The following is a 25,542-nucleotide window of genomic DNA, read 5'->3' on the forward strand; positions in this document are numbered from 1 at the left end:
AATCTCATCAATCATTGACTAACAAGAAAATAACCACGGCCATTATGAGTATTTTGACCACAGACACCCAAGAACCGATAGCAGCTAGCAAAGCGAAAGTCCTTGTCGCTGATGACGAAGGCACAATGAGACAGATGCTCCAAGCGATATTAGAAGAAGTCGGTTTTACCGATATCACAGCGACGAAAGAGGGTGACTCGACACTCAAAAAACTACTCGATGAGCACTATGATCTGATTGTCTGTGATTGGGATATGCCTGGTGCCACCGGCAATGAAATTTTAAAACAGGTGAGAAAATCTGAGTTAAATAAAGATATTACCTTTTTTATGTGTACCGGTAATTCGAGCGCCGAAGCGGTCAAAGAAGCAATCCAAGCCGGCGTGTCCAACTATATCGTTAAACCAATCAATACAGACACAATGATTGAAAAACTCTCCTTCTATTTTGAGCTGTATACCTGAAACAACTCCATCGACTTTTCTTTCAATCCCTTCACCCTCGACCACAGATTGGTTTTAACCAAGAAATTCTGTTTTTTATAAAAACCTTGTAAGATTTCTGACCGCTCGCACGTCAACCTTATGAGAACGACGTAAGGAGAAGGACATTGGATCCCATTTTGGTCAAAAACAAAATTGCTGAACTCGCCAAAATCCACGGTAGGTTGGTATTTAACACCGCTTACCGAGTGATTGGTGATATTCAACGAGCGGAGGATATTACACAAGATATCTTCATCAAATTATTTAGCAACAGAGCGTTACTTGAAGGCAACGTGAGGAATTGGGCTGCTTACTTAACCACTTTAACAACCCGAACTTCACTTGATCTTTTACGCAAACTCAAAGTGCGTCATGAAGATAATAATCGACAAGCATATGAGCCAACTGAAGCAATAGACACAACGCTTAACCCTGAACAGCAATTTTCATTAAACCAGGATATCGAAGTTTTTCGACATCATCTCTCTGAGCTTTCATCCCAAGAGGCCCAAGTAATCATTCTACGCTTTCTCCATGAATTCACTTATCAGGAAATTGCCGAACAACTCGAGATTAGTTCGAGTCTAGTTGGCGTGACACTGAAACGTGGCATAGAAAAAATTAATCTGAAAGTGGCTAACCCCCAATTAGCAGGAGCTTAAAATGAATCAGAACCAACCACTTGATCCTAAACTGGACAGCACATTGCAACAAATGAAAGCACTTGAACCTGATGAAGCGACCTACCAAGCAATGGAAGATAGGCTATTGAGTGCAATCGAACAACACGCTCACAGTCACTCAAATATTGAAAACGATACCACGGATGCAAATCAGCGTACTTTTTTCGAAGTATTCAAAGCGATATTTCAGCCGCAAAGGATTCTCGCGGGAGGTCTTGCAACCTTAGCATTTGTAGTTTCGAGCTTACTTTTATTTACCTCTAACACGCAATCGGCGTTTGCCCAGGTGATTAGTCACCTGCAAAATATTAATACAATGCAATACCAAGCTAATATGATTGCTAACGGTAACCCGTTAATGTCTTTAAAAGTTTTGTATAAAACACCTGATAAAGTCCGCGTGGAAACCACACCTGCAAGCCAAACAGACCAGCATAACCCTGCCGGCGCGCAAATGATTAATATTATTCACTCTCAACACGGTAAGGGATTAACTTTGATCCCCGCTCAAAAGTTCGCGATACCTTTTGCTTTCTCGGTCGATAAAGCCGCACAGTCAATTGAACAGAATCCTTTACACTGGTTTGAATTAGCAAAAGAATTCAAGGGCGAGGCTGAATATCTTGGAACCGACGTCGTTAATGCACAAAATGTTGAAGGGTTTCGATTTGCGAACAATGATATTGTTATATCTATATGGGCAAATACTGAGACTAATATGCCAGTAAGGTTTGCGATGTCCAGTGATAACGGGGGCGACCAACCAATATTCACGATGCAAGCAGACCTGGAACTTAACATTTCGATTGAGGAGTCTCTATTCTCACTCGAAATACCCGCTGATTACACCTTGGTCGGCGAGGACAAGGATTAAATACCAGAGCGATTGGAGTATTTAATGTCGTGCGATTAAAAAGGGAGCAATCGCTCCCTTTTTTAAATTGAAAGGCTTAGATATCAAGCTCTACATCCGACTCAATATGTGTCGTGCAAGTCAAAATGTATCCTTCATCGCGGCGATCTTCATGTAAGCCAATTTCATTAGCAGATTTTGTTTCGCCGGTTAGTTTCTTCACTTGGCAGGCACCACAATTTCCAGCTCGGCACGCTGACTCTATAGCGATTCCCTCTGCTTCAATGCGTTCTAACAGGATTTCATTCGCTTCAACATCCACTATCTTACCGGTTTTTTTAAAAGTCAGTTGAAATGGACCTTTAGTTTCCGCGGTTACCGTTTTTTCAGCTTCTGCTTTTAATGCGGCTACTTTGGCTTTTTTCTTACCGCCTGGATCGAAAGTTTCATCATGGTAGTTAGCCATATCAAAACCCAACTCTGCCAAACAGGATTTAACTTGCGCCATAAAACCATCAGGCCCGCAACAAAAAACAGTGCGTTCATTGAGATCCGGTACCATATCACTCAAGGTCGTTGCGTTTATTCGGCCTCGACGACCTAACCAGTTTTCGCTCAACCCTGGCTGGGTCAAAATAACCTCTGCCGCAAACTGATGATATTGGTGATCCAACAAGCCAATTTCTCGACGAAAAATAATATCTTGGGTTGAACGCGCCCAATTTAAAAACTGGATGTTTTTATCGGCCGCTTGATCACACCAAAAACGCGCCATCGACATCATCGGCGTAATACCTGAACCCGCGGAAATCAGTAACACTTTTTCCGATTGAATATCAAAACAATTAAACCTGCCAGCTGGGCCACGTAACTCTAACTCACTACCAATCGAAATATTGGCGTGTAGCCATGGCGAAACCGAGCCAGCTGGGTCTAACTTGATGGTCAAATCCAAGAGGTGAGGGCGTGTCGGCGACGAAGCGATCGTATATGACCGGTTGTGTTTCTCACCATCAATCTCTAACTGTATTCCAATAAACTGTCCTGGTTTAAAATGGAATAGATGTTGCGGCTCCGCTCTAAACTGAAAAGTTTTAACATCGTGGGTTTCTTGAATGACATTTACGCACACCGCTTTTGTCTTACGGGTTGACCATGACTCGAGGGCTTGAAGTTGATTGAGATCGGTAATTAACATGATTATTAAGTTTAATTTAAAGGACTCAGTAACAAACAAAGAGTCCCTATAATTGATGAATACGAATTGAAGAGTTGCTTATTCGGTGGCTAAAGCCATCATTTGACCATCACACAGACTAAAGCTGCTCGATCCCCATGTGTCGTAAAATTCCATCGAGCTCATCTAAACTATTGTACTGAATAGCAATTTTACCTTTGCCTTTTGCACCATGCTGAATGTCGATAGTTGCACCCAGTTTATCCGCAATTGTTCGTTCCAACTGTTCAATATGAGGATCGACTTTATTTTCCTTGGCGTTAGCTTTTACGGGAGAAAGGTGCTTACGGACCAGCTTTTCAGTTTCGCGTACCGTTAGGTCTTTAGCGACAACCGTTCTGGCGACCAAGGTTTGTTCTTCATTTCCTAACGATAACAATGCTCTAGCATGTCCCATTTCCAAATCACCTCGCTCAAGCATGACTCGGCATGGTTCCGTTAATGTGAGTAATCTTAGGAGGTTGGTGACAGTCGTACGACTTTTGCCGACTGCATCTGCTGTTTGCTGGTGAGTCAGACTAAACTCTTGCATCAAACGCTGAAGCGCCGTTGCTTCTTCCATCGCATTAAGATCTTCGCGTTGAATATTCTCAATCAGCGCCATCGCGATGGCCGCTTCATCAGGGATCTCTTTGACTAAAACCGGAATTTCATCGAGTTGAGCTAGCTGCGAAGCTCGCCAACGTCGCTCTCCAGCAATGATTTCATACTTGTCTTTTCCAACAGAGCGAACAACTACCGGTTGAATGACACCTTGCGCTTTGATTGAGTTAGCCAACTCTTCCAGCGCTTCGTCGGTCATAATTTTACGCGGCTGATACTGTCCAGGTTGGAGCATTTCTACTGGTAGCTTGCGGAGTTCGCCTTTTGGAATGCTCGATTCGGTTGAATCTCCGGTTTCTCCCGCCTTTGGCTTGCTGAGGAAAGCGTCTAACGGTGAACGGCCCAGTTTTTTCTTCATGAAGTTTCTCGATTAAAAATATTGCTAGTCGTAAAGGCGCTAAAGCGAGCCTCTTTTATTATTGAGTATTCTACGCTGACTCAGCGTAAGCTTCCTGACGGCGGATCATTTCACCGGCAAGCGCTAAGTAAGCTTTTGCGCCCCGTGACAATCGATCATAAAGTAACGCGGGGAGGCCATATGACGGAGCTTCCGCTAATCGAACATTACGAGGAATCACCGTACGGTAGACTTTCTCGCCGAAATGCTCGTGGAGCTGGCCCGATACTTCTACCGCTAGACGGTTTCTCGGGTCATACATCGTTCTTAAAATTCCCTCAATTTCCAGTTCTGGATTGACGTGTTCGGTAATTTGCTGGACGGTTTGTAATAAAGCGCTCAATCCTTCCAAAGCATAATATTCGCATTGCATCGGTATCATTACGCTATTCGCTGCGACTAACGCATTAACCGTTAAAATACTGAGCGAAGGCGGGCAATCAATAAAGATGTAATCGAACTCTTCGACTAAGGGAGCAAGGGCATCTTTGAGGCGAGACTCTTTACTATCAGCATTTAATAGATGCGCTTCTGCCGCCGCCAAATCAGAGTTAGCGGGTAACACATAAATTCCGGCTTGTTCCGCGTTAATCATACATTCGCGCGCGCTTTTCTCACCCAAAAGCACATCCAGAACTTGAAGCTCTAATTCATCTTTATCCACACCGCAACCGCTGCTGGCATTACCTTGCGGATCCATATCAACCAGAAGAACCTTGCGTTTTGTCGCAGCAAGCGAAGCAGCAATATTAATACTGCTGGTTGTTTTGCCAACGCCACCTTTTTGATTGGTTACTGCGATGATTTTTCCCACAAGATACCTCTAATTATTTACCGGTCTATATTCTTTAAGTTCGCCAATTGACGGTATGGTGTCTACTAAAGTAAGGCTAACATTTTGAATTCAATAAAATTTTAAAAACTCTGCTGTTTTCTAGCGCTTTATTATCGGTTGTTCTACGCGCTCACCCAGTGCTGTAATCTCAGGGCGAGCGATCCATTATAGATTGATCGACACAGGGATCAACGGTTTCCTCGTTTCAATTCGATTAAACATCGATCAGCTTGTACGCCGGGAACGACTAACTCCGTAACGCCAACTTGTTCCACCCATTCCGGCAATTCGGCCACTTCGTCTTCTAAGTACGCCCCCTTCATCGCCATCCATCGGCCATCATCACTAAGTAAGTGCTCGCTTAACTTCACCATATCCGCTAACGAAGCAAAAGCTCGAGATACGATTGCATCATATTTCTGGTTTTCATCGCTGTTTATTTGATGTTGTTCAACTCGGCTATGCCAGGCAGTAACATTAGTTAATCCTAAATGGTGGATCTGTTGTCGAATAAAGCGGACTTTTTTACTATTGCTATCAAGTAAATGGAAAGTTTGCTCCGGTAGCGCTATGGCAAGTGGCAGCCCGGGGAATCCAGGTCCGGTGCCGACATCCAGCGTTTTCGAAAACGACCAGTGTGGCACTATCGATAAACTATCAAGCAAATGAAGTTTGAGTGCTTCTTCTTCATCTTTAATCGCTGTCAGATTGTAAGTACTATTCCATTTAAGGAGCTGACTCAATAACTCCGCCAACTGATCAACTTGGTTCGATTCAAGATTAAGCCCCAAAGTCGCGATCCCTTGGTTAAGCAGATCAATAGATTTCAACATATTCCTTAAAACCTAAGCTTGCTTAGCCAATTTTACTTTGTGCTTTTTAATCGTAATCAGCAACATTGATATCGCCGCCGGCGTTACCCCCGATATTCGACTTGCCTGGCCAATGGTTTCCGGTTGCGCGGTTTCTAGCTTTTGCACAATCTCTGCCGATAATCCGCCAATGGTTTTATAGTCTATCGAGGCTGGAATCGGCATATTCAATTGTTTCTTATTCCGGGCGATTTCGTCTTTCTGGCGATCTATATATCCGGCATATTTCGCCTGAATTTCAACTTGCTCCTTCACATCGTCAGAAACTGATTCTCCAATGCTATCAACACTTTCTTCAATCAACCGATAGTTTAATTGCGGACGTTTTAATAGGTCCATTAAGCTATATTCTCTGCTGAGCGGTTTGTCTAAATGCGCGTTTAATTTAGTTGCGGCCTCTGAATTGGATTGAATCCAGGTTGAGCGCATGATTTGTAACTCTCGCTCAATCGACTCTCGCTTCTCAGCAGTGACTTTCCACTGACTGTCACTCAACAATCCCATTTGATGAGCTTTTTCTGCTAACCGCAGATCGGCATTATCTTCTCGTAGAATGAGACGATATTCAGCGCGAGACGTGAACATTCGGTAAGGTTCTTGAGTTCCACGTGTTACTAAGTCGTCGATCATCACCCCCATATAGGAATCTTCCCGACTCGGCCCCCAAGCTTCTTCACCAAAAACTTTAAGCGCCGCATTTAATCCAGCAACTAATCCTTGCGCTGCAGCCTCTTCATATCCCGTGGTACCATTGATTTGACCGGCAAAGAATAAGCCGTCTATGTGTTTGGTCTCGAGTGAAGCTTTTAGCTCGCGCGGATCAAAATAATCATATTCAATCGCATATCCGGGACGAGTGATATGCGCATTTTCAAATCCCTTAATCGAGCGAACGAACTCCATTTGTACATCAAAAGGCAAACTCGTTGAAATCCCATTGGGGTAGACCTCGTGAGTGTTCAGTCCTTCCGGTTCAATAAAAATCTGATGGGAATCTCGCTCAGCAAAACGAGTCACTTTGTCTTCAATCGAAGGACAATATCGGGGACCGACACCCTCGATAACGCCGCTAAACATGGGTGAACGATCTAAGCCACTGTTGATAATGTCATGCGTATTCGAGTTAGTGTGAGTTATATAGCAAGGTATCTGTCTCGGGTGTTGAGATGCATTACCAGTAAATGAAAAAACCGGCACGGGCGTATCACCGTGTTGCTCCTCCAAACCGTCGAAGTTAATGCTTCTTCCATCTATGCGTGGTGGTGTTCCGGTTTTAAGTCGCTCGACGCGAAACGGTAACTCCCTCAATCGCTGTGACAAACCAACTGACGGCGGATCGCCCGCGCGACCACCAGAATAATTTGATAAGCCGATATGAATTTTGCCGTCTAAAAAAGTTCCAGCGGTCAAAACCACCGTTTTAGCATTAAAGCGCAATCCCATTTGAGTCATCACGCCGACCACTTTGTCGTTTTCAATAATCAAATCATCAACCGCTTGCTGAAATAACTTCAAGTTAGGTTGGTTCTCTAAAACTTCTCTCACAAAATTCTTGTACAAAGTTCTATCGGCTTGAGCACGGGTCGCTCTAACGGCGGGCCCTTTACTGGCATTGAGTTTTCGGAAATGAATGCCGGCATGATCGATCGCTTTAGCCATCACACCGCCCATAGCATCGACTTCCTTAACGAGATGACCTTTGCCGATGCCGCCGATTGCTGGGTTACAACTCATTTGACCCAAAGTCTCGATATTGTGAGTAACCAATAATGTGCTGGCACCCTTACGTGCAGAAGCTAGGGCCGCTTCCGTACCAGCATGGCCTCCACCAACCACTATCACATCAAAACTTTCATCAAATAACATGCTTTGTACCGCTGAATCTAAAAAGGAGGGGGATCTTACCTAAAAGTGGCTAATAAATGAACGATCTTTGTTAGGAAATTTGAGACTTTTATGCCAAACTTCTCGCGCAATAAGGTTTATAGTGCCATTATTGAGCTATCCTATGGATTTTACAGGAAAAATGTTCCTTTAATCGACATCTTAATGAACAGAATTAAAGCTAAAAAAATGGTCAAAAAAGTCTTGCGGATGCTTTTCCTCGCAGGAATGGCCGTTTACCTTGGTTTTATCTGGTATGTCAATCGTAGCGTCGATCAATTCTTCGACAGAATGAGTAATAATTTCGACATTGAATACGGTCGAGCCTGGGCCGATTTAAGTGGTAATTTGTACATTAGCGAAATTGAGTTTTATGAAGAAGGCGAATATCCAGTGGTCACAGTTGGAAGTCTTCATGCAGACTTTGACTCAACAAGCAATCTTATCGATTTGTCTGAATACGCAGCATATCAAGTGTTCCCACCTAAGCTAAACCTGACAGTAGAAGCAGTCCAAACCAGCGACACTTTTATGTTATTTTCTCGATTGAAAAAGCTAAATTTGCCTTTTAACACCGAAATCATACCTGACGCCTGTAAAAATATTCTCACTCAAACGCCTGCTGCAGTCGGATTTAATGGCGAAGCAGAATTTAAATATGACTACAACAACCGTCAGTTCCTATTTGATATCAACGTCGACACCATTGCTTTGGCAGATTTAAACGTTAAAGGGCTGATCAGTGATATTGAGAATGAGATATTCATGTCGGGCTTTTTAGAACAAATCGAATTTCAGATAAACGATTTTGTCTGGTTACAACAAGCTCTTAATCGCTGCCGAGAAACAACCGGACAATCAGAGATAGGACAGTTGGCGAGGACTTTCGTCAGTCAACTCAATCAAGTGGCTAACGACAATCACTATGTGCTGAGTAATAATTTGGTGAATCAATATCGTGATTTCATCAACCTACCCGAGCGAATTAGCCTTGCTTTTTCACCAGCAATCGACCAATCCTGGCAGAGTATTCAAAAACTGCCGCTCCACGAAATTACTCAAAAATCGACAATTACCCTGGGCTTAAACCAGTCTGAGGTCGACAAACTAATCGCCTCTGTCGATTACTTAGGTTTTGAACGGGACCGTAAAACCCAAGAAGAAGAGTCTACACCGGTCGCAACGACCAGTTATCTGCCCGTGAACTATCAGGGATTACGACGTTTTATCGGCAGCCAAGTCATACTACATTTTAAAAATCGCAAGCAAGTCGGTGGCGAAATTGCTCGCTTAACGCCGAAAAGAATCTTTCTAAGTGAATATAAATTTGGTGGAAGATCTGTTTTACCGTATAACTTTACAGATATTAGTTTTATTGAGTTAGATAATGGTAATCGATAGGACTTATAACAGAACAAATAAAACTAATTAACGGCTACTTACCGATACAGAAGCTCGAAAATATCTTCCCTAGTAAGTCATCGGACGTGAACTCGCCGGTAATTTCGTTCAAACAATCTTGGGTTAATTTTAGCTCTTCAGCCAATATTTCACCCGCAGCCATTTCCGTTAATTGCTCAAACCCCGTCCTTAAATGCGCTTGTGCTCGCTGCATCGCGTCGATATGCCGACGCCGAGCCATGAATGTTCCCGACTCTGATGCTTGATAGCCGACCACATCTTTTAAGTGTGTCTTGAGTAACCCCAACCCATCGCCATTGCTAGCAGACAGGGTGACAACAACCTCAGAGTCGGTTGCCTGAAGTTCAGGTGCTTGGTTAGTCAAATCGCACTTGTTCTTCACGAGAGTTATCGGTGGTAGGTGAATTGCGGGGTCGATGTATTGTTTTATTTCTTGGGCGACTTGGTTGATTTCACCATCGGTGGAATCAACCACCAACAACACTCTGTCCGCTTGTTCAATTTCTTTTGAGGCACGGGCGATGCCAATTTGTTCCACTTTATCCGTTGCTTGTCGCAAACCAGCAGTATCAATAATGTGCAAAGGTAATCCATCAATACTAATTTGCTCCGATAGTACATCGCGTGTTGTTCCAGCAATATCAGTGACAATGGCTGACTCTCTGCCGGATAACGCGTTTAGCAAACTCGATTTGCCAGCGTTTGGCTTGCCAGCAATGACAACCTTCATTCCCTCTCTCAGGAGACTGCCTTGATGCGCATTGGTTAATAATTTATCCACCAACTCTTGGATTTCCTTGAGTTGGGAAGTAACTTTGTCATCAGCCAGAAAATCTATCTCTTCATCGGGAAAATCTATTGCGGCCTCTACATACATTCGCAGATAGACGACTTTCTCAACTATTTCATTAATTCGCTCAGAGAATTCTCCGGTTAACGAGCGCAGTGCAGAGCGCGCTGCTTGTCTCGATCCGCTATCAATCAAATCTGCGATTGCCTCGGCCTGTGCTAAATCTAACTTATCGTTATAAAACGCTCTCTCGGAGAATTCACCTGGCTTGGCAAGTTGGACCCCACATTGAAGAATATTTTCCAGTATTAGGTCCATAACGACAGGGCCGCCATGTCCTTGAAACTCCAGCACATCTTCACCGGTGAAAGAATTCGGATTTTCAAAAAATAGGGCTATCCCTTGATCGAGTTGAGTACCTTGTAAATCAAAGAAAGGGAGGTAATTAGCGTATCGCGGCTTAAGGGGCTTTCCCAAGATTTTTTGTGCGACTTGTTGGCAAAGAGGGCCAGAGACTCGAATGATAGATACGCCGCCTTTTCCCGGAGGAGTCGCTAAAGCGGCGATTGTGGTTTGTCTGGGCTCAGTCATTTAGCTTACTCGAGCAAACACCAAAGTGTTACTTACCTTTGGCTAAGTTTTTCGCTTCTTGCTCTTTATTAAATTGGTTAGTGATATACAACTGCTGAGCAATTGAGATCAAGTTATTCATTAACCAGTAAAGCACCAGACCAGCAGGGAAGAAGACAAAGAAAACCGTCATAAATACGGGCATCATTTGAAAAATCTTCTGCTGCATTGGATCCATCGTTGGCGAAGTCGGCTGCATTTTTTGCATCAGGTACATACTCGCGCCCATTAACAATGGCAGAACCCAGTAAGGATCTTTAACCGCTAGATCATCTATCCACAACATAAATGGGGCGTGGCGAAGCTCGACACTTTCCATGAGTACCCAATAGAGCGCGATAAATACCGGCATTTGAACTAAAAGCGGGAAACAGCCACCCAGTGGGTTTACTTTCTCTTTTTTGTACAATTCCATCATTTTCATTGAGAATTGCTGACGGTCATCGCCATATCGCTCCTTCATTGCGGTTAATTTGGGTTGAAGTAACCGCATTTTGGCAAATGAACGATATTGGGCGCGTGCTAAAGGATATAACAACATTTTTATCGCAAACGTTACCAATATAATCGCAACCCCCCAGTTGATCACAAATCCTTGGAAGAAAAGTAGTAGGAAGAAAATTGGTTGTCCAATCCACCACAAAAAGCCGTAATCAACGGTTAATTCTAATCCATCCGCTATTTGCTCTAATTCTGCCTGAATTTTCGGTCCGACATAAAAAGTCGCCGCGTATTCACCAGTTTGACCAGGCTCTATCCACTGCCAATCCTGGGTAATGCGTATTTGAACTAAACCTGATTTTCCGAGGTTATCTGTTGTTGTATCAATTTTATTCACATCATTGTTGCGAGGCACCCAAGCGGAGACAAAGTAATGTTGCAACATCGCGACCCAACCACCCTGGGTTTGGGTATTGAGATCAGCCTCTTGAAGATCCTCAAAATCATATTTTTCGTATTTAGATTCTTCTGTTGAGTAAGCTGGGCCAATGTAAGAAGTCATACCGATCCCCTCAGACTTTTGCCCTTCTGGCTCGCGCATGTCACGTTTCAACGCAGTAAACATTCGATTTGCTATCTTTTCACCACTTTGATTATTAACCAAATACTTCACTTCAACATTATATTTCGCGCGGGAGAAGGTATAACGTTTGGTATAAACAACGCCTTTCGCGTTAGTCCAAGTTAAATCCACATCGATTGAGTCATCGCCCTCAGTCAACTCATAATTACGCTGCGACGAATCAAAGATAGCAACATTACCGGGAAAGTTCGGCGCATTTTCACCATAAAGACCCGATAAAGCTTCGTAAACTCGGCCATTTCGGTTCTCTAAGATATTGATCGGTTGAGAGTTTTCTTCCAACGTTTCTTTGTAATTCAATAGCTCGGCTGAAACTAGATCGCCTTGAACGGGATTAATGGTAACCCGAAGTACATCGGTGGTTACCATAATAAGCGCTCGGTTATTCGTATTGCTCGGCTTAATCTCTGGAGTTGATGATGAAGTAGGCAACTCGCCTGCAATATCATCAGTCGATGAGGATGAAGCCACCGGATCAGCAGTTGTTGGAATCGTTGTTGGCGTGTTAAGTGAAGAGACTATAGGCGCTTTCTCCACCGGAGGGGGCGCATTGTATTCTTGCCACTCCAAATAAAGCAAAAACGTCAGTACTGCAAAAGCAATAAATAAAAAGGTACGGGCGGATTCCATAATATTAGTTTTCTCTTAATGATGCTTATGCTGGCATTGATGGGTGGGAGGCACAGGATCGATTCCTCCTGGATTTAGCGGATGACAACGACCAATGCGCTTAATCATCAGCCATGATCCCTTCATACTACCGTGGGTTTGTATAGCTTCAATCGCATAACTGGAACAAGTTGGATAGAAACGACAGGATCCGCCAATAAACTTACTCAAAGTTTTTTGGTACAGCTTGATAAAACCTATCAGGATTGTCTGCATTTTCTTCGGAATCTATCGAATAAATTGTCACGATGACGGATTATATCTGTTTTAGGTAATACAGCAATATCCCGCCGGGTAAGAATAACCAAGTCGTAAGAATTCAGTGTAGACTGTTGTAGCCTAAAACCTTCCCGAAGAATCCTTTTTACATAATTGCGTTGATAGGCGAATCGTAGATTTTTCTTTGCTATGACCAACCCAAGACGCGGATGTCCTAGTTGATTCTCTCTCGCCAGGAGGGTAAAGGCTCGATTATTGACTTTAAACGCTTGATCAAAGACGTGACTAAAATCTTTAGCGCTTAAAAGACGAAGCTCTTGTTGGAAACCGAAGGATGGCGTATTCATCCACAATTCTCAACAAGAGCAACAAATTCTTTTAAATAGCAATAAAGCAGCTATCGAGTAATTAAGCGCTAAGACGCTTACGACCTTTCGCTCTGCGACGGTTGATTACTTGACGACCATTTTTAGTTGCCATACGTGCACGAAAACCGTGACGACGCTTACGCTTTAAAGTGCTAGGCTGAAATGTACGTTTCATCAGTCTATCCGTTATCAGTTAATGTTAATCAAGGCGGGCATATTCGGTAACAGCCTGCTCCAAGGGGCGCAAATTCTATGTCATCCAAAATATAGTGTCAACGCCTTTTGTGGCTACATTTTAGACTAATTGAGCAAATCCGCTCAATGTGATTTATCAAACCTTAAATATGATCACTATATATATGGATACGGTTAGCCTTTTACCACTATATGTTCTATTTATGATAAGTTTAGCGGTACGGTTTGTGGATAAGTGAAATTCCTAAAATATTTTACAAAAGTTAGTAAAATAACGATTATGGTTAAAATTGAACCGATGATGCTAAAAAGTACAAGCAACCTAAGTAACTTTAGATTAAAAGTTATCTACAAGCCTAAAATAATAATAATAAATAAAAAGATCTTATTATTATAGATATTAGTCAAGCTATATTCTGTGGGTAAGTCATTTTTATTGAATAAAAACAGTAATTTATTCGGTTTATAAGTATGTTTAAAAGGACCGAAAAAGGTCGTTATAAAACGTGATCAAACCTGTACAAAAGAAGAATAATTTAAGATTAAAAAGATAATCACACATTTTTATACAATTAGTTAACAAGGAAAGCGCAAATAACGGTAAAAAAGCAAATTCTTGACCAATTTTTCCCCGGATAGAAAATACGACTAAAGTAGGACATTTAAAATTTATTTTCGAAATCTGTGGATCAATTTTTTAATTCGATCTAAAATTCTCAACTCTTTCACAATAAATCTAAAAGACAACAGTAAGTGTGAAAGATTACTTGCCCTAAAAAACAGTCAAACAAAAATATTTATTAATTGCAGATGTGGAATAAGTGTCAAAGATATCTCCAGGATGAGTTGCCGCCAACGGAATTCAGTACCTGGATCCGTCCACTAAAAGCCACACTCGAAAATCAGCAACTTCACATTAAAGCACCTAACCGCTTTGTACTCGACTGGGTAAGAGAAAAATATCTACCAAGAATTCGCGAAATACTCGCTACCGAAGGTGACGATCCAATTCAAATACAACTAGGTATAGTTTCAGTTAATCCACTTTATGAAACTAAAGAAAATAACAATACCCCAGTTAATAGAATTAATAAACCTCAGACACCAACGACACCAGTTGAGCCTCACAGCAACAACACCAATGTCGTCACTGATAATACTCGTAAAGGTAATTTAAATAGAAATTTCACTTTCGATAGTTTTGTTCAAGGTAAGAGTAATCAACTGGCTATGGCCGCCGCTAAGCAAGTCGCTCAAAATCCAGGAACTGCCTACAACCCTTTATTTATCTATGGCGGAGTAGGGCTAGGTAAAACCCATTTGATGCAGGCTGTTGGTAATCAGATTTTAGCGAATAAACCAGAAGGTAAGGTAGTGTACTTACATTCAGAACGGTTTGTCGCCGATATGGTTAAAGCACTACAAACTAATTCGATAGAAAAGTTTAAACGGTTCTACCGAAGTGTCGATGCGCTGTTTATTGATGATATTCAATTTTTCGCAAATAAAGAGCGCTCCCAAGAAGAGTTTTTTCATACGTTTAATGCATTACTTGAAGGAAATCAACAAGTTATACTAACATGTGATCGTTATCCACGAGAGATTGACGGGGTTGAAGAGCGTTTGAAATCGCGATTTGGGTGGGGCTTAACCGTGTCAATCGACCCACCTGAGCTAGAGACACGAGTTGCCATTTTGATCTCTAAAGCGGAAGAATCAGGTATAGAGTTACCTCACGAGGTCGCATTTTTTATCGCAAAGCGTATTCGATCAAATGTCAGAGAATTAGAAGGTGCACTCAAGCGAGTAATAGCGAACGCTCAGTTCACTGGTAAAGAAATAACTGTAGAGTTTGTTAAAGATGCACTAAGAGATCTTATAGCGGCACAAGACAAACAAGTTAGTATTGAAAATATACAAAAGACGGTCGCTGAGTATTATAAAATCAAAGTGTCTGATTTATTATCTAAGCGAAGAAATCGCTCAATAGCAAGACCAAGACAACTAGCAATGTCGCTTGCGAAAGAGCTGACTAATCATAGCCTTCCAGAAATAGGCGAAGCGTTCGGCGGCAAGGACCATACAACCGTGTTACACGCCTGTCGAAAAGTAAAATCCTTAAAAGAAGAATCGCAAGATATCAATGAGGATTACACTAATTTAATGAGAACATTATCAAGTTAAAGGGCGATAAACCCATAATAGGAGCTAATAACGATGAAATTTTCGGTTAGTAAAGATGATTTAGTTACACCTTTGCAACTGGTTTCTGGTGCTGTAGAAAAGCGCCAAACGTTACCTGTACTTGGTAATTTACTGTTAAAAGTTAACGATGGGGTATTGGTGATTACGGCAACCGATCTCGAGATTGAAATGGCCGTTAATATTGCGCTTGAAGGCGAGTATATCGAAGGGGATATCACAGTACCTGCGCGCAAGTTTGTTGATATTTGTAAGAGCCTATCAGGACAAAATCCTATCAATGTTTCTCTCGATGAAAATCGTTTAAAGGTATCCTCAGGAAGAAGTAAGTTTTCGCTTTCGACAATCGCTGCGCAAGAATTTCCCAACATTGAAGAAGCAATGTTTAACCTCAAGTTAAACATCGATTCGCTAGAGTTAAAGAGTCTATTCGATAAGACTCAGTTTGCAATGGCGCATCAAGACGTCAGATATTATCTTAACGGAATGTTGCTCGAGCTTAATGGTGACAAGCTCTCTTCAGTAGCAACCGACGGCCACCGTCTAGCATTAGCGACGTTAAAACTTGATGAAAAGGTCAATGATGAGCTTATTCAAGCTATCGTTCCCCGCAAAGGCATACTCGAAGCAGGTAAACTACTGTCTTCAGCACAAGACTCCTGTGTTTTAGAAATGAGTAATAATCACATGAGAATTACGCTAGGGCAGTATGTATTCACCTCAAAGCTTATCGACGGGCGATTCCCCGACTACGATAAAGTCTTACCCAAAAACTCTCAACGATTGTTGGTTGCTGAAAAAGATAGATTAAAAGACGCATTTTCGAGGGCGTCGATTTTGTGTAATGAAAAGTTTAGAGGGGTTCGTCTAAATATTAATGCCAATAAGCTTTGCATACACGCAAACAACCCAGAGCAAGAAGAAGCTGAAATAGAGCTTGATGTCGATTACAACGACGAAGATTTAGAAATTGGCTTCAATGTTGGCTACCTCCTTGATGCGCTCAACGTTATCCGGTCCGAAAATGTCCGGTTTAATCTTGGTGATGCCAATAGTAGTGTGCTCATTGAAAATGCTGATTCAGACGATTGTTTGTATGTCGTAATGCCGATGAGACTATAGGTACTGCTAGTACAAACATTCAATGTATTTAAAGCACTTTAAATGCCAAGGGGTACGTAATTTAAGTACTTGCCAGTTCGATTTATCGTCGCAACTCAACGTGTTTTTTGGCGATAACGGCGCGGGTAAATCAAGCATATTAGAGGCTATCGGTTTAGTAACATCCGGGCGTTCTTTTAGAACTAGTCGCTTAGAGTTTGTGGTTAATGAAGCTATTGATAGTTTTTCTGTTTTTGCTGGATCTGATGACGGCCAAAGGTTTGGCTTGGGATACTTCAAGAAAGACAAAAAAAAGGCGATAAAGATAAATGGAGAGGTCGTTAACAGCCTATCCAAACTTACTCAGTATTACCCAACGCAAGTTTTAAGTCCCGAAAGTTACCACCTGATAGATTCTGGTCCCGGTGAGAGACGAAAATACTTAGATTGGTGTTTGTTCCACGTGGAACATATGTTTCATCCCGTCTGGAAATCGTACTCGAGCATCTTAAAGCAAAGAAATGCATTACTCAGAAGTGCGAAAGGTAAGCTTATTCCAGAGATCGAAACGCAACTTGATATATGGGATAAGCAATTATGTGAGGCCGCCGAAGCGATTTCAGAGTATAGAAGGGACGTATTAAAGCAACTATCCCTTGCGTTAGAGTCAATTCTTCAAAGCTTAACTGTAGATTTTAGTAAATTGATTTCGCTTGAGTATTACCCCGGATACTCGAACGACCTCAAAGCGAAATTATTAGATAACCGGTTACTAGATATTAAATCTGGTAATACTCGCGCTGGACCTCATAAAGCTGATTTAAGAATAAAGATAGAAGGGCATCTCGCCAAGGATTATTTATCAAGAGGCCAAAAAAAGGTATTAATTAACCTGTTGTATTTAGCTCAAACATTGCTGCTTAAAAATGCGACCGGTAAGGATAGTCTCTTTATAATTGATGACTTTACTTCGGAATTGGATAACGATAATCAACAGGCTTTATTAACTACCTTGTTCCAGCAAGAGAATGTGCAAATTATTGTTTCTTGTTTGCATCTAGACTCACTCAACTGGTTGAAAACAAGGTATAATATGGCTCATATGTTTCACGTGAAACATGGAACAATCGAACAGTTTCACAACACTTCAAGTGAGCACTCTTAAATCGAATGTGGTTGAATATAATCACTAAAGATGCGTGTGCTTTACGAACAAGAATTGAGAAGAAATAGAAGGTAGATCACTGAATGTCTGATACTAATGACACTGATAATAACTCAAGTTCTGAAAACAATAGTTACGACTCTTCCAGTATTAAAGTCCTAAAAGGTCTCGATGCAGTCCGAAAACGTCCGGGTATGTATATCGGTGATACCGATGATGGAACTGGTCTTCACCATATGGTATTCGAAGTTGTCGATAACTCAATTGATGAAGCGCTAGCCGGCCACTGTAATGACATTAATGTCATCATTCATCCTGACAATTCTGTATCCGTCACTGATGACGGGCGAGGAATACCTGTTGGTATTCATCCTGAAGAGGGGGTGTCAGCTGCCCAGGTTATCATGACGGTACTGCATGCGGGCGGTAAATTTGATGATAACTCGTATAAAGTTTCGGGTGGATTGCATGGTGTTGGGATTTCAGTCGTTAATGCTTTATCCGATCAGCTGACACTAACAATCCGGCGCGAAGGTAAAGTCCATGAACAAAGCTATGTTCTTGGAGAACCTCAAGCACCACTTGCGGTGACAGGTGACACGCAGCGTACCGGTACAGAGTTAAGGTTCCACCCAAGTCCAGAAATATTCAGTGATATTAATTTTCATTATGACATTTTAGCGAAGCGTCTTAGAGAATTATCATTTCTTAACTCAGGAGTGAGTATACGTTTAAAAGATGAGCGCAGTGGTAAAGAAGATCACTTTATGTATGAAGGGGGGATCGAAGCTTTTGTCGGTTACCTCAATCAAGCCAAAACGCCAATCAACCAAAAGATGTTTCACTTTACCGCTGAAAAAGATGATGGGATTACTGTTGAAATCGCCATGCAATGGAATGACAGTTTCCAAGAGAATATTTATTGCTTCACCAATAATATTCCTCAGCGAGACGGCGGTACTCACTTAGCAGGTTTCCGCGCAGCATTAACCCGTACTTTGAATACTTATATTGAGAAGGAAATAGCGAGCGCTAAGAACAAAGTCTCTACAACGGGTGATGACGCGAGGGAGGGCTTAACTGCGGTTATTTCAGTTAAGGTTCCAGATCCGAAGTTCTCCTCTCAAACTAAAGATAAATTAGTGTCTTCGGAAGTAAAGAGTGCGGTAGAGCAATCGATGTCGCAAAACTTGAATGAATACCTTTTGGAAAATCCTCAAGAATCTAAGATCATTGTAACTAAAATGATGGATGCAGCCCGTGCGCGCGAAGCGGCAAGAAAAGCTCGCGATATGACACGTCGTAAAGGTGCGCTTGATATTGCTGGTTTACCGGGTAAATTAGCCGACTGCCAAGAAAAAGATCCGGCTGTTTCTGAACTATATATCGTGGAGGGTGATTCTGCGGGTGGTTCAGCTAAGCAAGGACGTAACCGTAAGAACCAGGCTATTTTGCCACTAAAGGGTAAGATCCTGAATGTTGAAAAAGCTCGCTTTGATAAGATGCTTTCTTCTGCAGAAGTCGGCACTTTGATTACCGCGCTAGGCTGCGGGATCGGTCGGGATGAGTTTGATGCAGACAAGACCCGATATCATAGAATCATTATTATGACCGATGCGGATGTTGATGGTGCACATATCCGGACTTTATTACTGACATTCTTCTATCGTCAAATGTTGCCGCTGATTGAGCGCGGTTATGTCTACATCGCTCAACCGCCTTTATATAAGATCAAAAAAGGTAAGCAAGAAACTTATTTAAAAGACGATGTTGCGCTTGAAGAATATCTAACGAGCATGGCATTGGATGAAGCATCGTTACACGTAAACCCTGATGCGCCGGCTATGTCAGGAGCTGCATTGGAGAAATTGGTCAGTGAGTATCGCTCTGTTGAAGCAGATATTCGTCGATTAGCACAGCTTTACGATCCTCGAGTATTGAAAGAACTTATTTATCTTGATCGTTTATCTGTCGATGAGCTTTCTAATAAAGAAAAAGTAGAAGCTTGGGCTAATTTGCTTAATGAAGCGATTCAAGGTGATTTAAAAGCTGGCGCTACTCGTTATGCGGTTGAAGTTGTCAAAGATGAAGAGCGAGATCGTTATCTTCCTCAGGTAAAAGTCACCCATCACGGATTATCAAATTATTATACGTTGGATAAACCATTCTTCTCATCTGGCGAATACACCAAGATGGTGACACTCGGCGATACCTTGAAGGGTTTGATGGAAGTGGGTGCTTACATACAGCGAGGAGCTCGCCAACAAGAAGTTTCTAGCTTCGAAGAAGCGCTCGAGTGGCTAATGCAACAATCTCGTCGAGGGCTCTCAATTCAGCGTTATAAAGGCTTGGGAGAAATGAACCCAGAACAACTTTGGGAAACGACGATGGATGCTCAGGCACGCAGAATGTTGCAAGTGACTATCGAAGATGCGGTTGCCGCTGATCAGCTGTTTACTACCTTAATGGGTGACCAGGTTGAACCGCGTAGAGACTTTATTGAGTCAAATGCTTTGGCTGTGGCAAATTTGGATGTGTAGTTAATCGCAATAAAATTAAAAGGGCTCTTTTACGAGCCCTTTTTTATATAAGTTTGAAATTAATGTATTTTATGGTAGTGAGTACTAACTTATAAAAAACTACTCTTTCTGCTTCTAGATAATTTTAGAATTCTTAACGATTGGTAGCTTCAAAGGTCAAAAATTTGCGTTATTTGGTTTTAGTTATTTTTTGTGTCAAATGGCAACCAACATTCAGCGATACAACCTTGCTCGTCTTTTCTATTAACTAATTGTAGTGTGCCATCATGAGCTTCGACAATTTGCCGGCATAGAAACAAGCCTATGCCACTACCGTGTTCTTTGGTTGTATAGAAAGGCACGAACAAATTATCAGAACTTGGTAAACCGATTCCCGAATCGATAATTTGAATTCGAATACCTTGTTGAAATTTTTGCCACTCAATTTTGATGGGGTTATCTATCGCGCTAGCCTCAAAGGCATTTTTCATCAGGTTTATTAGCATTTGCTCAAGCTGGTCAGGGTCAGCATTAATTTGTATGGGGTGTGAGTTATTGAGCTCAAATTGACCGTCGACTAATTCGGTGAGTTTTTTTATCATCGAGGAAAGTTCTATTGAACTTTTATTTGGGGGGGGGAGTTTAGCTAGGCGGGTATAAGAGTCGGTAAACCGCAGTAAACTATCGCTTCGCTCGTGGATTAAGTTTAAGGCTTTTTCAAACCTGTTATGCCACTGGTCGTCTTTTTCATCATCTAGTCGAGTAAGTAAGGTTTGGCTGACTGAGATTAATGAGGCTAATGAGTTATTGAGCTCGTGCCCCAAAACTCTAATTAAACGATTCCAAGCATTTCTTTCTTCTTCCCTTAAAGTACGAGATAAATCATTAATCAATACCAGTGAGAAACGTTTTCCATTTTGAATAAAGAAATTCTTGCGCAACTCCCAACGACCCACTTGACTCGGAAACCAATGCTGAACCACCGTGCCTGACTGATTTTGTAGGAGTTTTTCAAGGTGAAGTTGGGTGGTGTTTAAGCCAATTAAATCAGTTTTTGGTTTGATGAATAACTGACAACCTTTTTCATTACAGTTTTTTAGAATATTGTTTCGATCGAATATGAAAACGGGAACATCAAACTCAGCGAGTAACTTATCGAGTAAAATATTGGCCTCTACATCGAGTAAGCGTTTTTGTTGGTGTTGTTCAGCGAATAAATTAACCTCTCGATAAACTTCGCTCCATGCGCTATTTTCATCTTTAGAAGCGATACGTAGACTATAATCGCCGAGTCTCAAACTTTCGATTACATTCGCCAGGCTGAAAAAATGTCGAACTAGTTCGTTTTTTACATGAAAAGCAACATATAACCAAATCGTTATCAGAAAAGGGATAGCGGTCAAAAATGCGAGACGACTTACTTCAAGCTTCCATAATAGAAAGATAATAATCGCAACAAAGATAAGTCCGGATACAAATACCCAACGAAAGACTTTTGCTTCCAAACTGGTTGATGTTTTAGTTTTATTCAATGGACTAATTGTCGGTTATCCCTTTACATCATATTGGATCGAGTCACCATACTTTTCTAAACGTCGATATAAAGCAGCTCGAGATATACCTAGTTGATCTGCAGCTAGTTGAATATTGCCGTTATTTTTTTCTAATGCTGTAGAAATTAATAAATGCTCGGCTTGTTCAAGGGTCATATCGGTTAGCTCGACTTTTGGTAATGTCGAGTCTAAACCAAGATCCGAGACAGCTATTTTGGTATCGTTTGCCATTAAAACGGCGCGTTCAATTGAATGGGACAATTCGCGTACGTTACCTGGCCAATGATATTTTTCTAATGCTCTTTTGGCGGGTTCAGATAAAGACAGCTCAGATCGTCGGTACTTTGCTTTAAGCTGTTGTAAAAAAAGTTCTGATATTGGAATAATGTCTTCGGCTCTATTTCTCAAGGCGGGGATTTCAATCGAAATAGTATTGAGTCGATAGAGTAGATCTTGCCTAAATCGACCTGCTTCAATTTCACTATCAAAATCAACGTTACTGGCTGATATCACCCGAACATCGGCTCGTTTGGTTTTTGAAGAGCCTAGTTGTTCAAATTCACCCGATTCGAGAACTCGGAGTAATTTGGCCTGAAGCGCTTTTGGGATATTAGCGATTTCATCAAGAAACAATGTACCCTTGTCAGCCATTTCAAAGCGGCCCATTCTGTTGGCCTTGGCATCGGTAAATGCGCCTTTTTGATGTCCAAATAATTCGCTCTCAAACAAGGAGTCAGACAATGCTCCCATATTAACACTGACCAATGGTGCCTCTTTTCGTAAACTCAAGTTATGGATGAGACTCGCGAACAAACTTTTACCAACACCACTCTCGCCAGTTAACAATATGTTCGCGTCACTCGCTGCAGTACGCTCGATGATCTGCATAACTGGTCGCATACTGGGGGCATTGGCTATTACGCTGGTCGAGCTATTATCTTGTTTGTTTAATTCAGATAATCGCTGATTAGTGAGTTTTTCGTGCGCCAGTGAAATCTGATTGTCGAGTAATGAAAGTAACCTGCTATTGTTCCATGGCTTTTCAATAAAATCATTCGCGCCTAACTTCATCGCTTTGACACTTAATTCAATATTTGCCCAAGCGGTCATGACGATAATAGGAACATCCGTGTCACGCTTTCGAATTTGCTGGATAAGTTCTATGCCTTCGTCACCCGACGTGGTGTCTTTGGCATAATTCATATCCATAATGAAGGCATCAAAACTTTCATTTTCGATTAACGAGATAACCGTATTCGGTGACTCAGCTTCAGTTATTTGATAGCCCTCTGGTTCAAGGAGCAAACTGAGTGAGTCGCGAATATGTGCTTGATCATCTGCAATCAAAATCCGGCTTGCGGGCATATCTTTATCCTTCATTATTCGTAATGCAGCGCTTGCTGTGGGTGTATTCTTGTTGCACGACGCGCTGGAAGCCAGGTCGCAATAATACCGACGAATACTAAAACTAAAGGTACCGCAGCAAATGTTATCGGATCAAAAATCTTCACGCCATACAACACACTAGCAAGAAACTGACCGAAAATAAATGCCATTAAAACGCCGACGACCGCGCCGATAATAACAGGCTTTGACGCATTCCAAACTATCCAACGTCGGATTAGCGCAGGGCGGGCGCCAATAGCCATTCTAATCCCTATCTCGCTGGTTCTTTGACTAACCATATTATCACTAATGCCATAAACACCAATACTGGCGAGTAGTAATGCCACGCCTGCAAAAACGCTTAACACGATTAATATTAATCTTTCCCCAACGATTGAGCCTTCAGTTAAGTCTTGCATGGTTTCAAGCAATATCATCGGTGCTGTTGCTTGTTTTTCGATAGATGTTTTAAGCATCATACTTTTTATTGTAGCGACATTCGCATTGCTATTAGTCTTGACCAATAGGGACATTCCCGGGTAATTATGTTGTGTAACGGGTAAAAAGAATTCTGGTAATGGGACGGCCCGTAGTCCTCTATGTTTAACATTACCGACAACCCCCACGATTCGATGATCACCGCCCATCCATTTTGGTAAAGTTAACGTTTTGCCGATTGCGACTTCATTTGGCCAAATCGTTTTAGCTAAATAGTCGTTAATGACGACAACTTTAGGGCCGTTTGCAGTATCTCGGTAATCAAACTCGCGACCCGCCAAAATAGGTACTTCCAAAAGTGAAAAATAGTCGGCTGTTATCGAGCGAACTGATGCAGTTGGCTCTTCACCTCGAGGAACAACTGGGGCGCCTTGATAGGAGTAATTTACTGGGTAATCGATACCTGTCATACCCATCGGCATTGTAGAGCTTGCTGCCACGGCGATCACTTCTGGTTGATTTTTAATGGTTTCAACTAGATCTAACCAATAGCTATGACGATTGGGTTGAGGTTTAAAGTTATCAGGTAACCATACATGTCCAGTGACAATATTTTGTGTGTTAAAACCTGTATCTTGATCGGCCAGATTGATATAGCTGCGAATTAACAAACCGGCACAGACCAATAAAACAACAGCGATGCCAACTTCACTCGATACCATAAAACGACGCACCTTCTGACTATTTTTATCCCCCGTCATTTTCTGGCCCGCTTGCTTAATGGCATCCGTTAACTTGTTAGGGTTAACCAATGAATAAGCCGGAATTAAAGCAGTTGTTAAGGCTGAAATACTGATTAGTGCTAAAGCAGCAAGAACCGCGGTTTGGTCTAAGCTAATTTCATGCAGTCTTGGTAAACGAGATCCCATTAATTCTCGAATCCACTCTAACGACCATGCGGCCAATAAAAGTCCGGCTAATCCGCCAATGAGACAAAATAATGCACTCTCAGTAATTAACTGACGTAAAAGACGACCTCGGGAAGCGCCTACCGAAACACGTACAGCAAACTCTTGGACTCTATTGGTGTATTGTGCGAAGGTCAGGTTAGCGACATTTAATACCGCTATTAAAAATACTGCTAAAACCGCTGCCAGTAATAAGTACAAAGATTGCTTTGAATTTCCTACGATACTCTCGAGAACCGTTGTATATTTGATTTCCCATACACTGTCTTTCTCACCCAATATCTCATCTACGATTCGTTCAATAGCCATTGATTGTTGTTTGGCTTGTTCGGTGCTCAGGCCTGTTTTAAGACGACCGACGATTTGTACAGGGCGATCAAGTTTATTTATTGGCTTCCAAACTTCAATAGAGGTAAATCCAGTCGAAGAATAATTTAGTGGCATCACACCTAAAACGTTATAGTCTCTGTTATCCAACTTGATCACGCGTGACAAAATATTTGGGTCGCCAGCGAACTCCTTTTGCCACATGTTATAGCTGATTACGACGGATTGAGTATTTAAATCTTTTGCTTCGTACCAGCGTCCGATTATTGGTTTAACGCCATGCATAGACAGAAAGTTTTGACTGGTGATCAATACCGTATAAGGTGTTTGTATATCACCTTTGCCAAGAGTTACTTGGTTGTAGGCGTAATAAGCAAGTTCTTGCAATGGACTATCAAGCTTTTCAATTCTTTCAACAAAACTGATATCTGTTCTTCCGCTTAGTTCACCGGTTTTTTTGTTCTCTAAAGTCACATAAACTAACTCATGGGCATCGACAAATGGCAGCGGTTTTAACAACACGCTATTGACCAAAGTAAACATAGCTGTTGTCACTCCGATCCCCATCGCTAGGGTCAATATCGCGATAAATGAGAATGTTGGATTGGCTCTTAAGCTCCGAAATCCAAAACGAATGTCTTCAAATAAACGTTCCAT

21 protein-coding genes are annotated in these 25,542 nt (G+C 41.8%); 8 read left to right on the forward strand and 13 right to left on the reverse strand.

All coding sequences use genetic code 11. The annotated features are described in order from the left end of the window. Nucleotides 1-44 precede the first annotated feature (44 nt). The 3 genes from FLL45_RS22275 (at nucleotide 45) to FLL45_RS22285 (ending at nucleotide 2,042) form a co-directional block, all read left to right on the forward strand. Nucleotides 45-464: a response regulator gene (locus tag FLL45_RS22275; protein ID WP_142944273.1), complete on the forward strand. Its 420-nt coding sequence runs from the start codon at nucleotides 45-47 to the stop codon at nucleotides 462-464. 146 nt (nucleotides 465-610) lie between these two features. After that, on the forward strand, nucleotides 611-1,147 hold the full coding sequence (locus FLL45_RS22280; RefSeq protein WP_142944274.1) for an RNA polymerase sigma factor: 537 nt from the start codon (nucleotides 611-613) through the stop codon (nucleotides 1,145-1,147). Nucleotide 1,148: 1 nt separating this feature from the next. Continuing rightward, nucleotides 1,149-2,042 (forward strand): LolA family protein, encoded by an 894-nt coding sequence (locus tag FLL45_RS22285; protein WP_142944275.1) that lies wholly within the window; start codon nucleotides 1,149-1,151, stop codon nucleotides 2,040-2,042. 76 nt (nucleotides 2,043-2,118) lie between these two features. Here FLL45_RS22285 and FLL45_RS22290 read toward each other — a convergent pair whose 3' ends face one another. The 5 genes from FLL45_RS22290 to mnmG all read right to left on the reverse strand — a co-directional run bounded on the left by FLL45_RS22290 (nucleotide 2,119) and on the right by mnmG (nucleotide 7,831). Beyond that, entirely contained in the window at nucleotides 2,119-3,219 is a 1,101-nt protein-coding gene (locus FLL45_RS22290; RefSeq protein WP_142944276.1) for an FAD-binding oxidoreductase, read from the reverse strand. Between the two features lie 118 nt (nucleotides 3,220-3,337). Continuing rightward, nucleotides 3,338-4,219 (reverse strand): ParB/RepB/Spo0J family partition protein, encoded by an 882-nt coding sequence (locus FLL45_RS22295; RefSeq protein ID WP_142944277.1) that lies wholly within the window; start codon nucleotides 4,217-4,219, stop codon nucleotides 3,338-3,340. Between the two features lie 70 nt (nucleotides 4,220-4,289). Then, entirely contained in the window at nucleotides 4,290-5,072 is a 783-nt protein-coding gene (locus FLL45_RS22300; protein WP_142944278.1) for a ParA family protein, read from the reverse strand. Nucleotides 5,073-5,281: 209 nt separating this feature from the next. Continuing rightward, the gene (rsmG, locus tag FLL45_RS22305) at nucleotides 5,282-5,926 is read right to left on the reverse strand and encodes a 16S rRNA (guanine(527)-N(7))-methyltransferase RsmG (RefSeq protein WP_142944279.1); all 645 of its coding nucleotides are present in this window, start codon (nucleotides 5,924-5,926) and stop codon (nucleotides 5,282-5,284) included. A gap of 12 nt (nucleotides 5,927-5,938) precedes the next feature. Beyond that, nucleotides 5,939-7,831 carry a tRNA uridine-5-carboxymethylaminomethyl(34) synthesis enzyme MnmG gene (gene mnmG / locus FLL45_RS22310; protein WP_142944280.1) on the reverse strand — a complete coding sequence of 631 codons (1,893 nt, stop codon included), beginning with the start codon at nucleotides 7,829-7,831 and terminating at the stop codon, nucleotides 5,939-5,941. Between the two features lie 183 nt (nucleotides 7,832-8,014). On the opposite strand from mnmG, the gene FLL45_RS22315 reads away from it, so the two are divergent. Then, a complete protein-coding gene (locus FLL45_RS22315) occupies nucleotides 8,015-9,250 on the forward strand; it encodes a hypothetical protein (protein WP_142944281.1) in 1,236 nt (411 codons plus the stop codon). Between the two features lie 34 nt (nucleotides 9,251-9,284). Here the strand turns inward: FLL45_RS22315 and mnmE are convergent, their stop codons facing one another. The 5 genes from mnmE to rpmH form a co-directional block, all read right to left on the reverse strand. Then, complete coding sequence (gene mnmE, locus FLL45_RS22320) at nucleotides 9,285-10,652, reverse strand: tRNA uridine-5-carboxymethylaminomethyl(34) synthesis GTPase MnmE (protein WP_142944282.1); 1,368 nt, start codon at nucleotides 10,650-10,652, stop codon at nucleotides 9,285-9,287. Between the two features lie 28 nt (nucleotides 10,653-10,680). Further along, on the reverse strand, nucleotides 10,681-12,405 hold the full coding sequence (gene yidC, locus FLL45_RS22325) for a membrane protein insertase YidC (protein WP_142944283.1): 1,725 nt from the start codon (nucleotides 12,403-12,405) through the stop codon (nucleotides 10,681-10,683). Between the two features lie 15 nt (nucleotides 12,406-12,420). After that, complete coding sequence (gene yidD / locus FLL45_RS22330) at nucleotides 12,421-12,660, reverse strand: membrane protein insertion efficiency factor YidD (protein ID WP_142944284.1); 240 nt, start codon at nucleotides 12,658-12,660, stop codon at nucleotides 12,421-12,423. Then, nucleotides 12,645-13,010 (reverse strand): ribonuclease P protein component, encoded by a 366-nt coding sequence (gene rnpA / locus FLL45_RS22335; RefSeq protein ID WP_142944285.1) that lies wholly within the window; start codon nucleotides 13,008-13,010, stop codon nucleotides 12,645-12,647. The genes yidD and rnpA overlap by 16 nt, the downstream gene beginning before the upstream one ends. A 61-nt stretch (nucleotides 13,011-13,071) precedes the next feature. Then, nucleotides 13,072-13,206: a 50S ribosomal protein L34 gene (rpmH, locus tag FLL45_RS22340; RefSeq protein WP_142944286.1), complete on the reverse strand. Its 135-nt coding sequence runs from the start codon at nucleotides 13,204-13,206 to the stop codon at nucleotides 13,072-13,074. Between the two features lie 830 nt (nucleotides 13,207-14,036). On the opposite strand from rpmH, the gene dnaA reads away from it, so the two are divergent. From dnaA to gyrB, 4 genes are all read left to right on the forward strand, one after another. Next, nucleotides 14,037-15,410: a chromosomal replication initiator protein DnaA gene (dnaA, locus tag FLL45_RS22345; RefSeq protein WP_142944287.1), complete on the forward strand. Its 1,374-nt coding sequence runs from the start codon at nucleotides 14,037-14,039 to the stop codon at nucleotides 15,408-15,410. A gap of 33 nt (nucleotides 15,411-15,443) precedes the next feature. Next, nucleotides 15,444-16,550 carry a DNA polymerase III subunit beta gene (gene dnaN, locus FLL45_RS22350; protein ID WP_142944288.1) on the forward strand — a complete coding sequence of 369 codons (1,107 nt, stop codon included), beginning with the start codon at nucleotides 15,444-15,446 and terminating at the stop codon, nucleotides 16,548-16,550. 22 nt (nucleotides 16,551-16,572) lie between these two features. After that, nucleotides 16,573-17,694: a DNA replication/repair protein RecF gene (gene recF, locus FLL45_RS22355; RefSeq protein ID WP_142944289.1), complete on the forward strand. Its 1,122-nt coding sequence runs from the start codon at nucleotides 16,573-16,575 to the stop codon at nucleotides 17,692-17,694. A gap of 83 nt (nucleotides 17,695-17,777) precedes the next feature. Further along, nucleotides 17,778-20,234: a DNA topoisomerase (ATP-hydrolyzing) subunit B gene (gyrB, locus tag FLL45_RS22360; protein ID WP_142944290.1), complete on the forward strand. Its 2,457-nt coding sequence runs from the start codon at nucleotides 17,778-17,780 to the stop codon at nucleotides 20,232-20,234. A gap of 179 nt (nucleotides 20,235-20,413) precedes the next feature. Here gyrB and FLL45_RS22365 read toward each other — a convergent pair whose 3' ends face one another. From FLL45_RS22365 to FLL45_RS22375, 3 genes are read right to left on the reverse strand one after another with little or no spacing between them, the layout of a single operon-like run. After that, nucleotides 20,414-21,745: a sensor histidine kinase gene (locus FLL45_RS22365; RefSeq protein ID WP_142944291.1), complete on the reverse strand. Its 1,332-nt coding sequence runs from the start codon at nucleotides 21,743-21,745 to the stop codon at nucleotides 20,414-20,416. Nucleotides 21,746-21,760: 15 nt separating this feature from the next. Beyond that, nucleotides 21,761-23,131: a sigma-54-dependent transcriptional regulator gene (locus FLL45_RS22370; RefSeq protein ID WP_210247267.1), complete on the reverse strand. Its 1,371-nt coding sequence runs from the start codon at nucleotides 23,129-23,131 to the stop codon at nucleotides 21,761-21,763. A gap of 14 nt (nucleotides 23,132-23,145) precedes the next feature. Further along, nucleotides 23,146-25,542 carry an ABC transporter permease gene (locus FLL45_RS22375; protein WP_142944293.1) on the reverse strand — a complete coding sequence of 799 codons (2,397 nt, stop codon included), beginning with the start codon at nucleotides 25,540-25,542 and terminating at the stop codon, nucleotides 23,146-23,148.

This window comes from Aliikangiella marina (assembly GCF_007004765.1).
GTDB lineage: Bacteria > Pseudomonadota > Gammaproteobacteria > Enterobacterales > Kangiellaceae > Aliikangiella > Aliikangiella marina.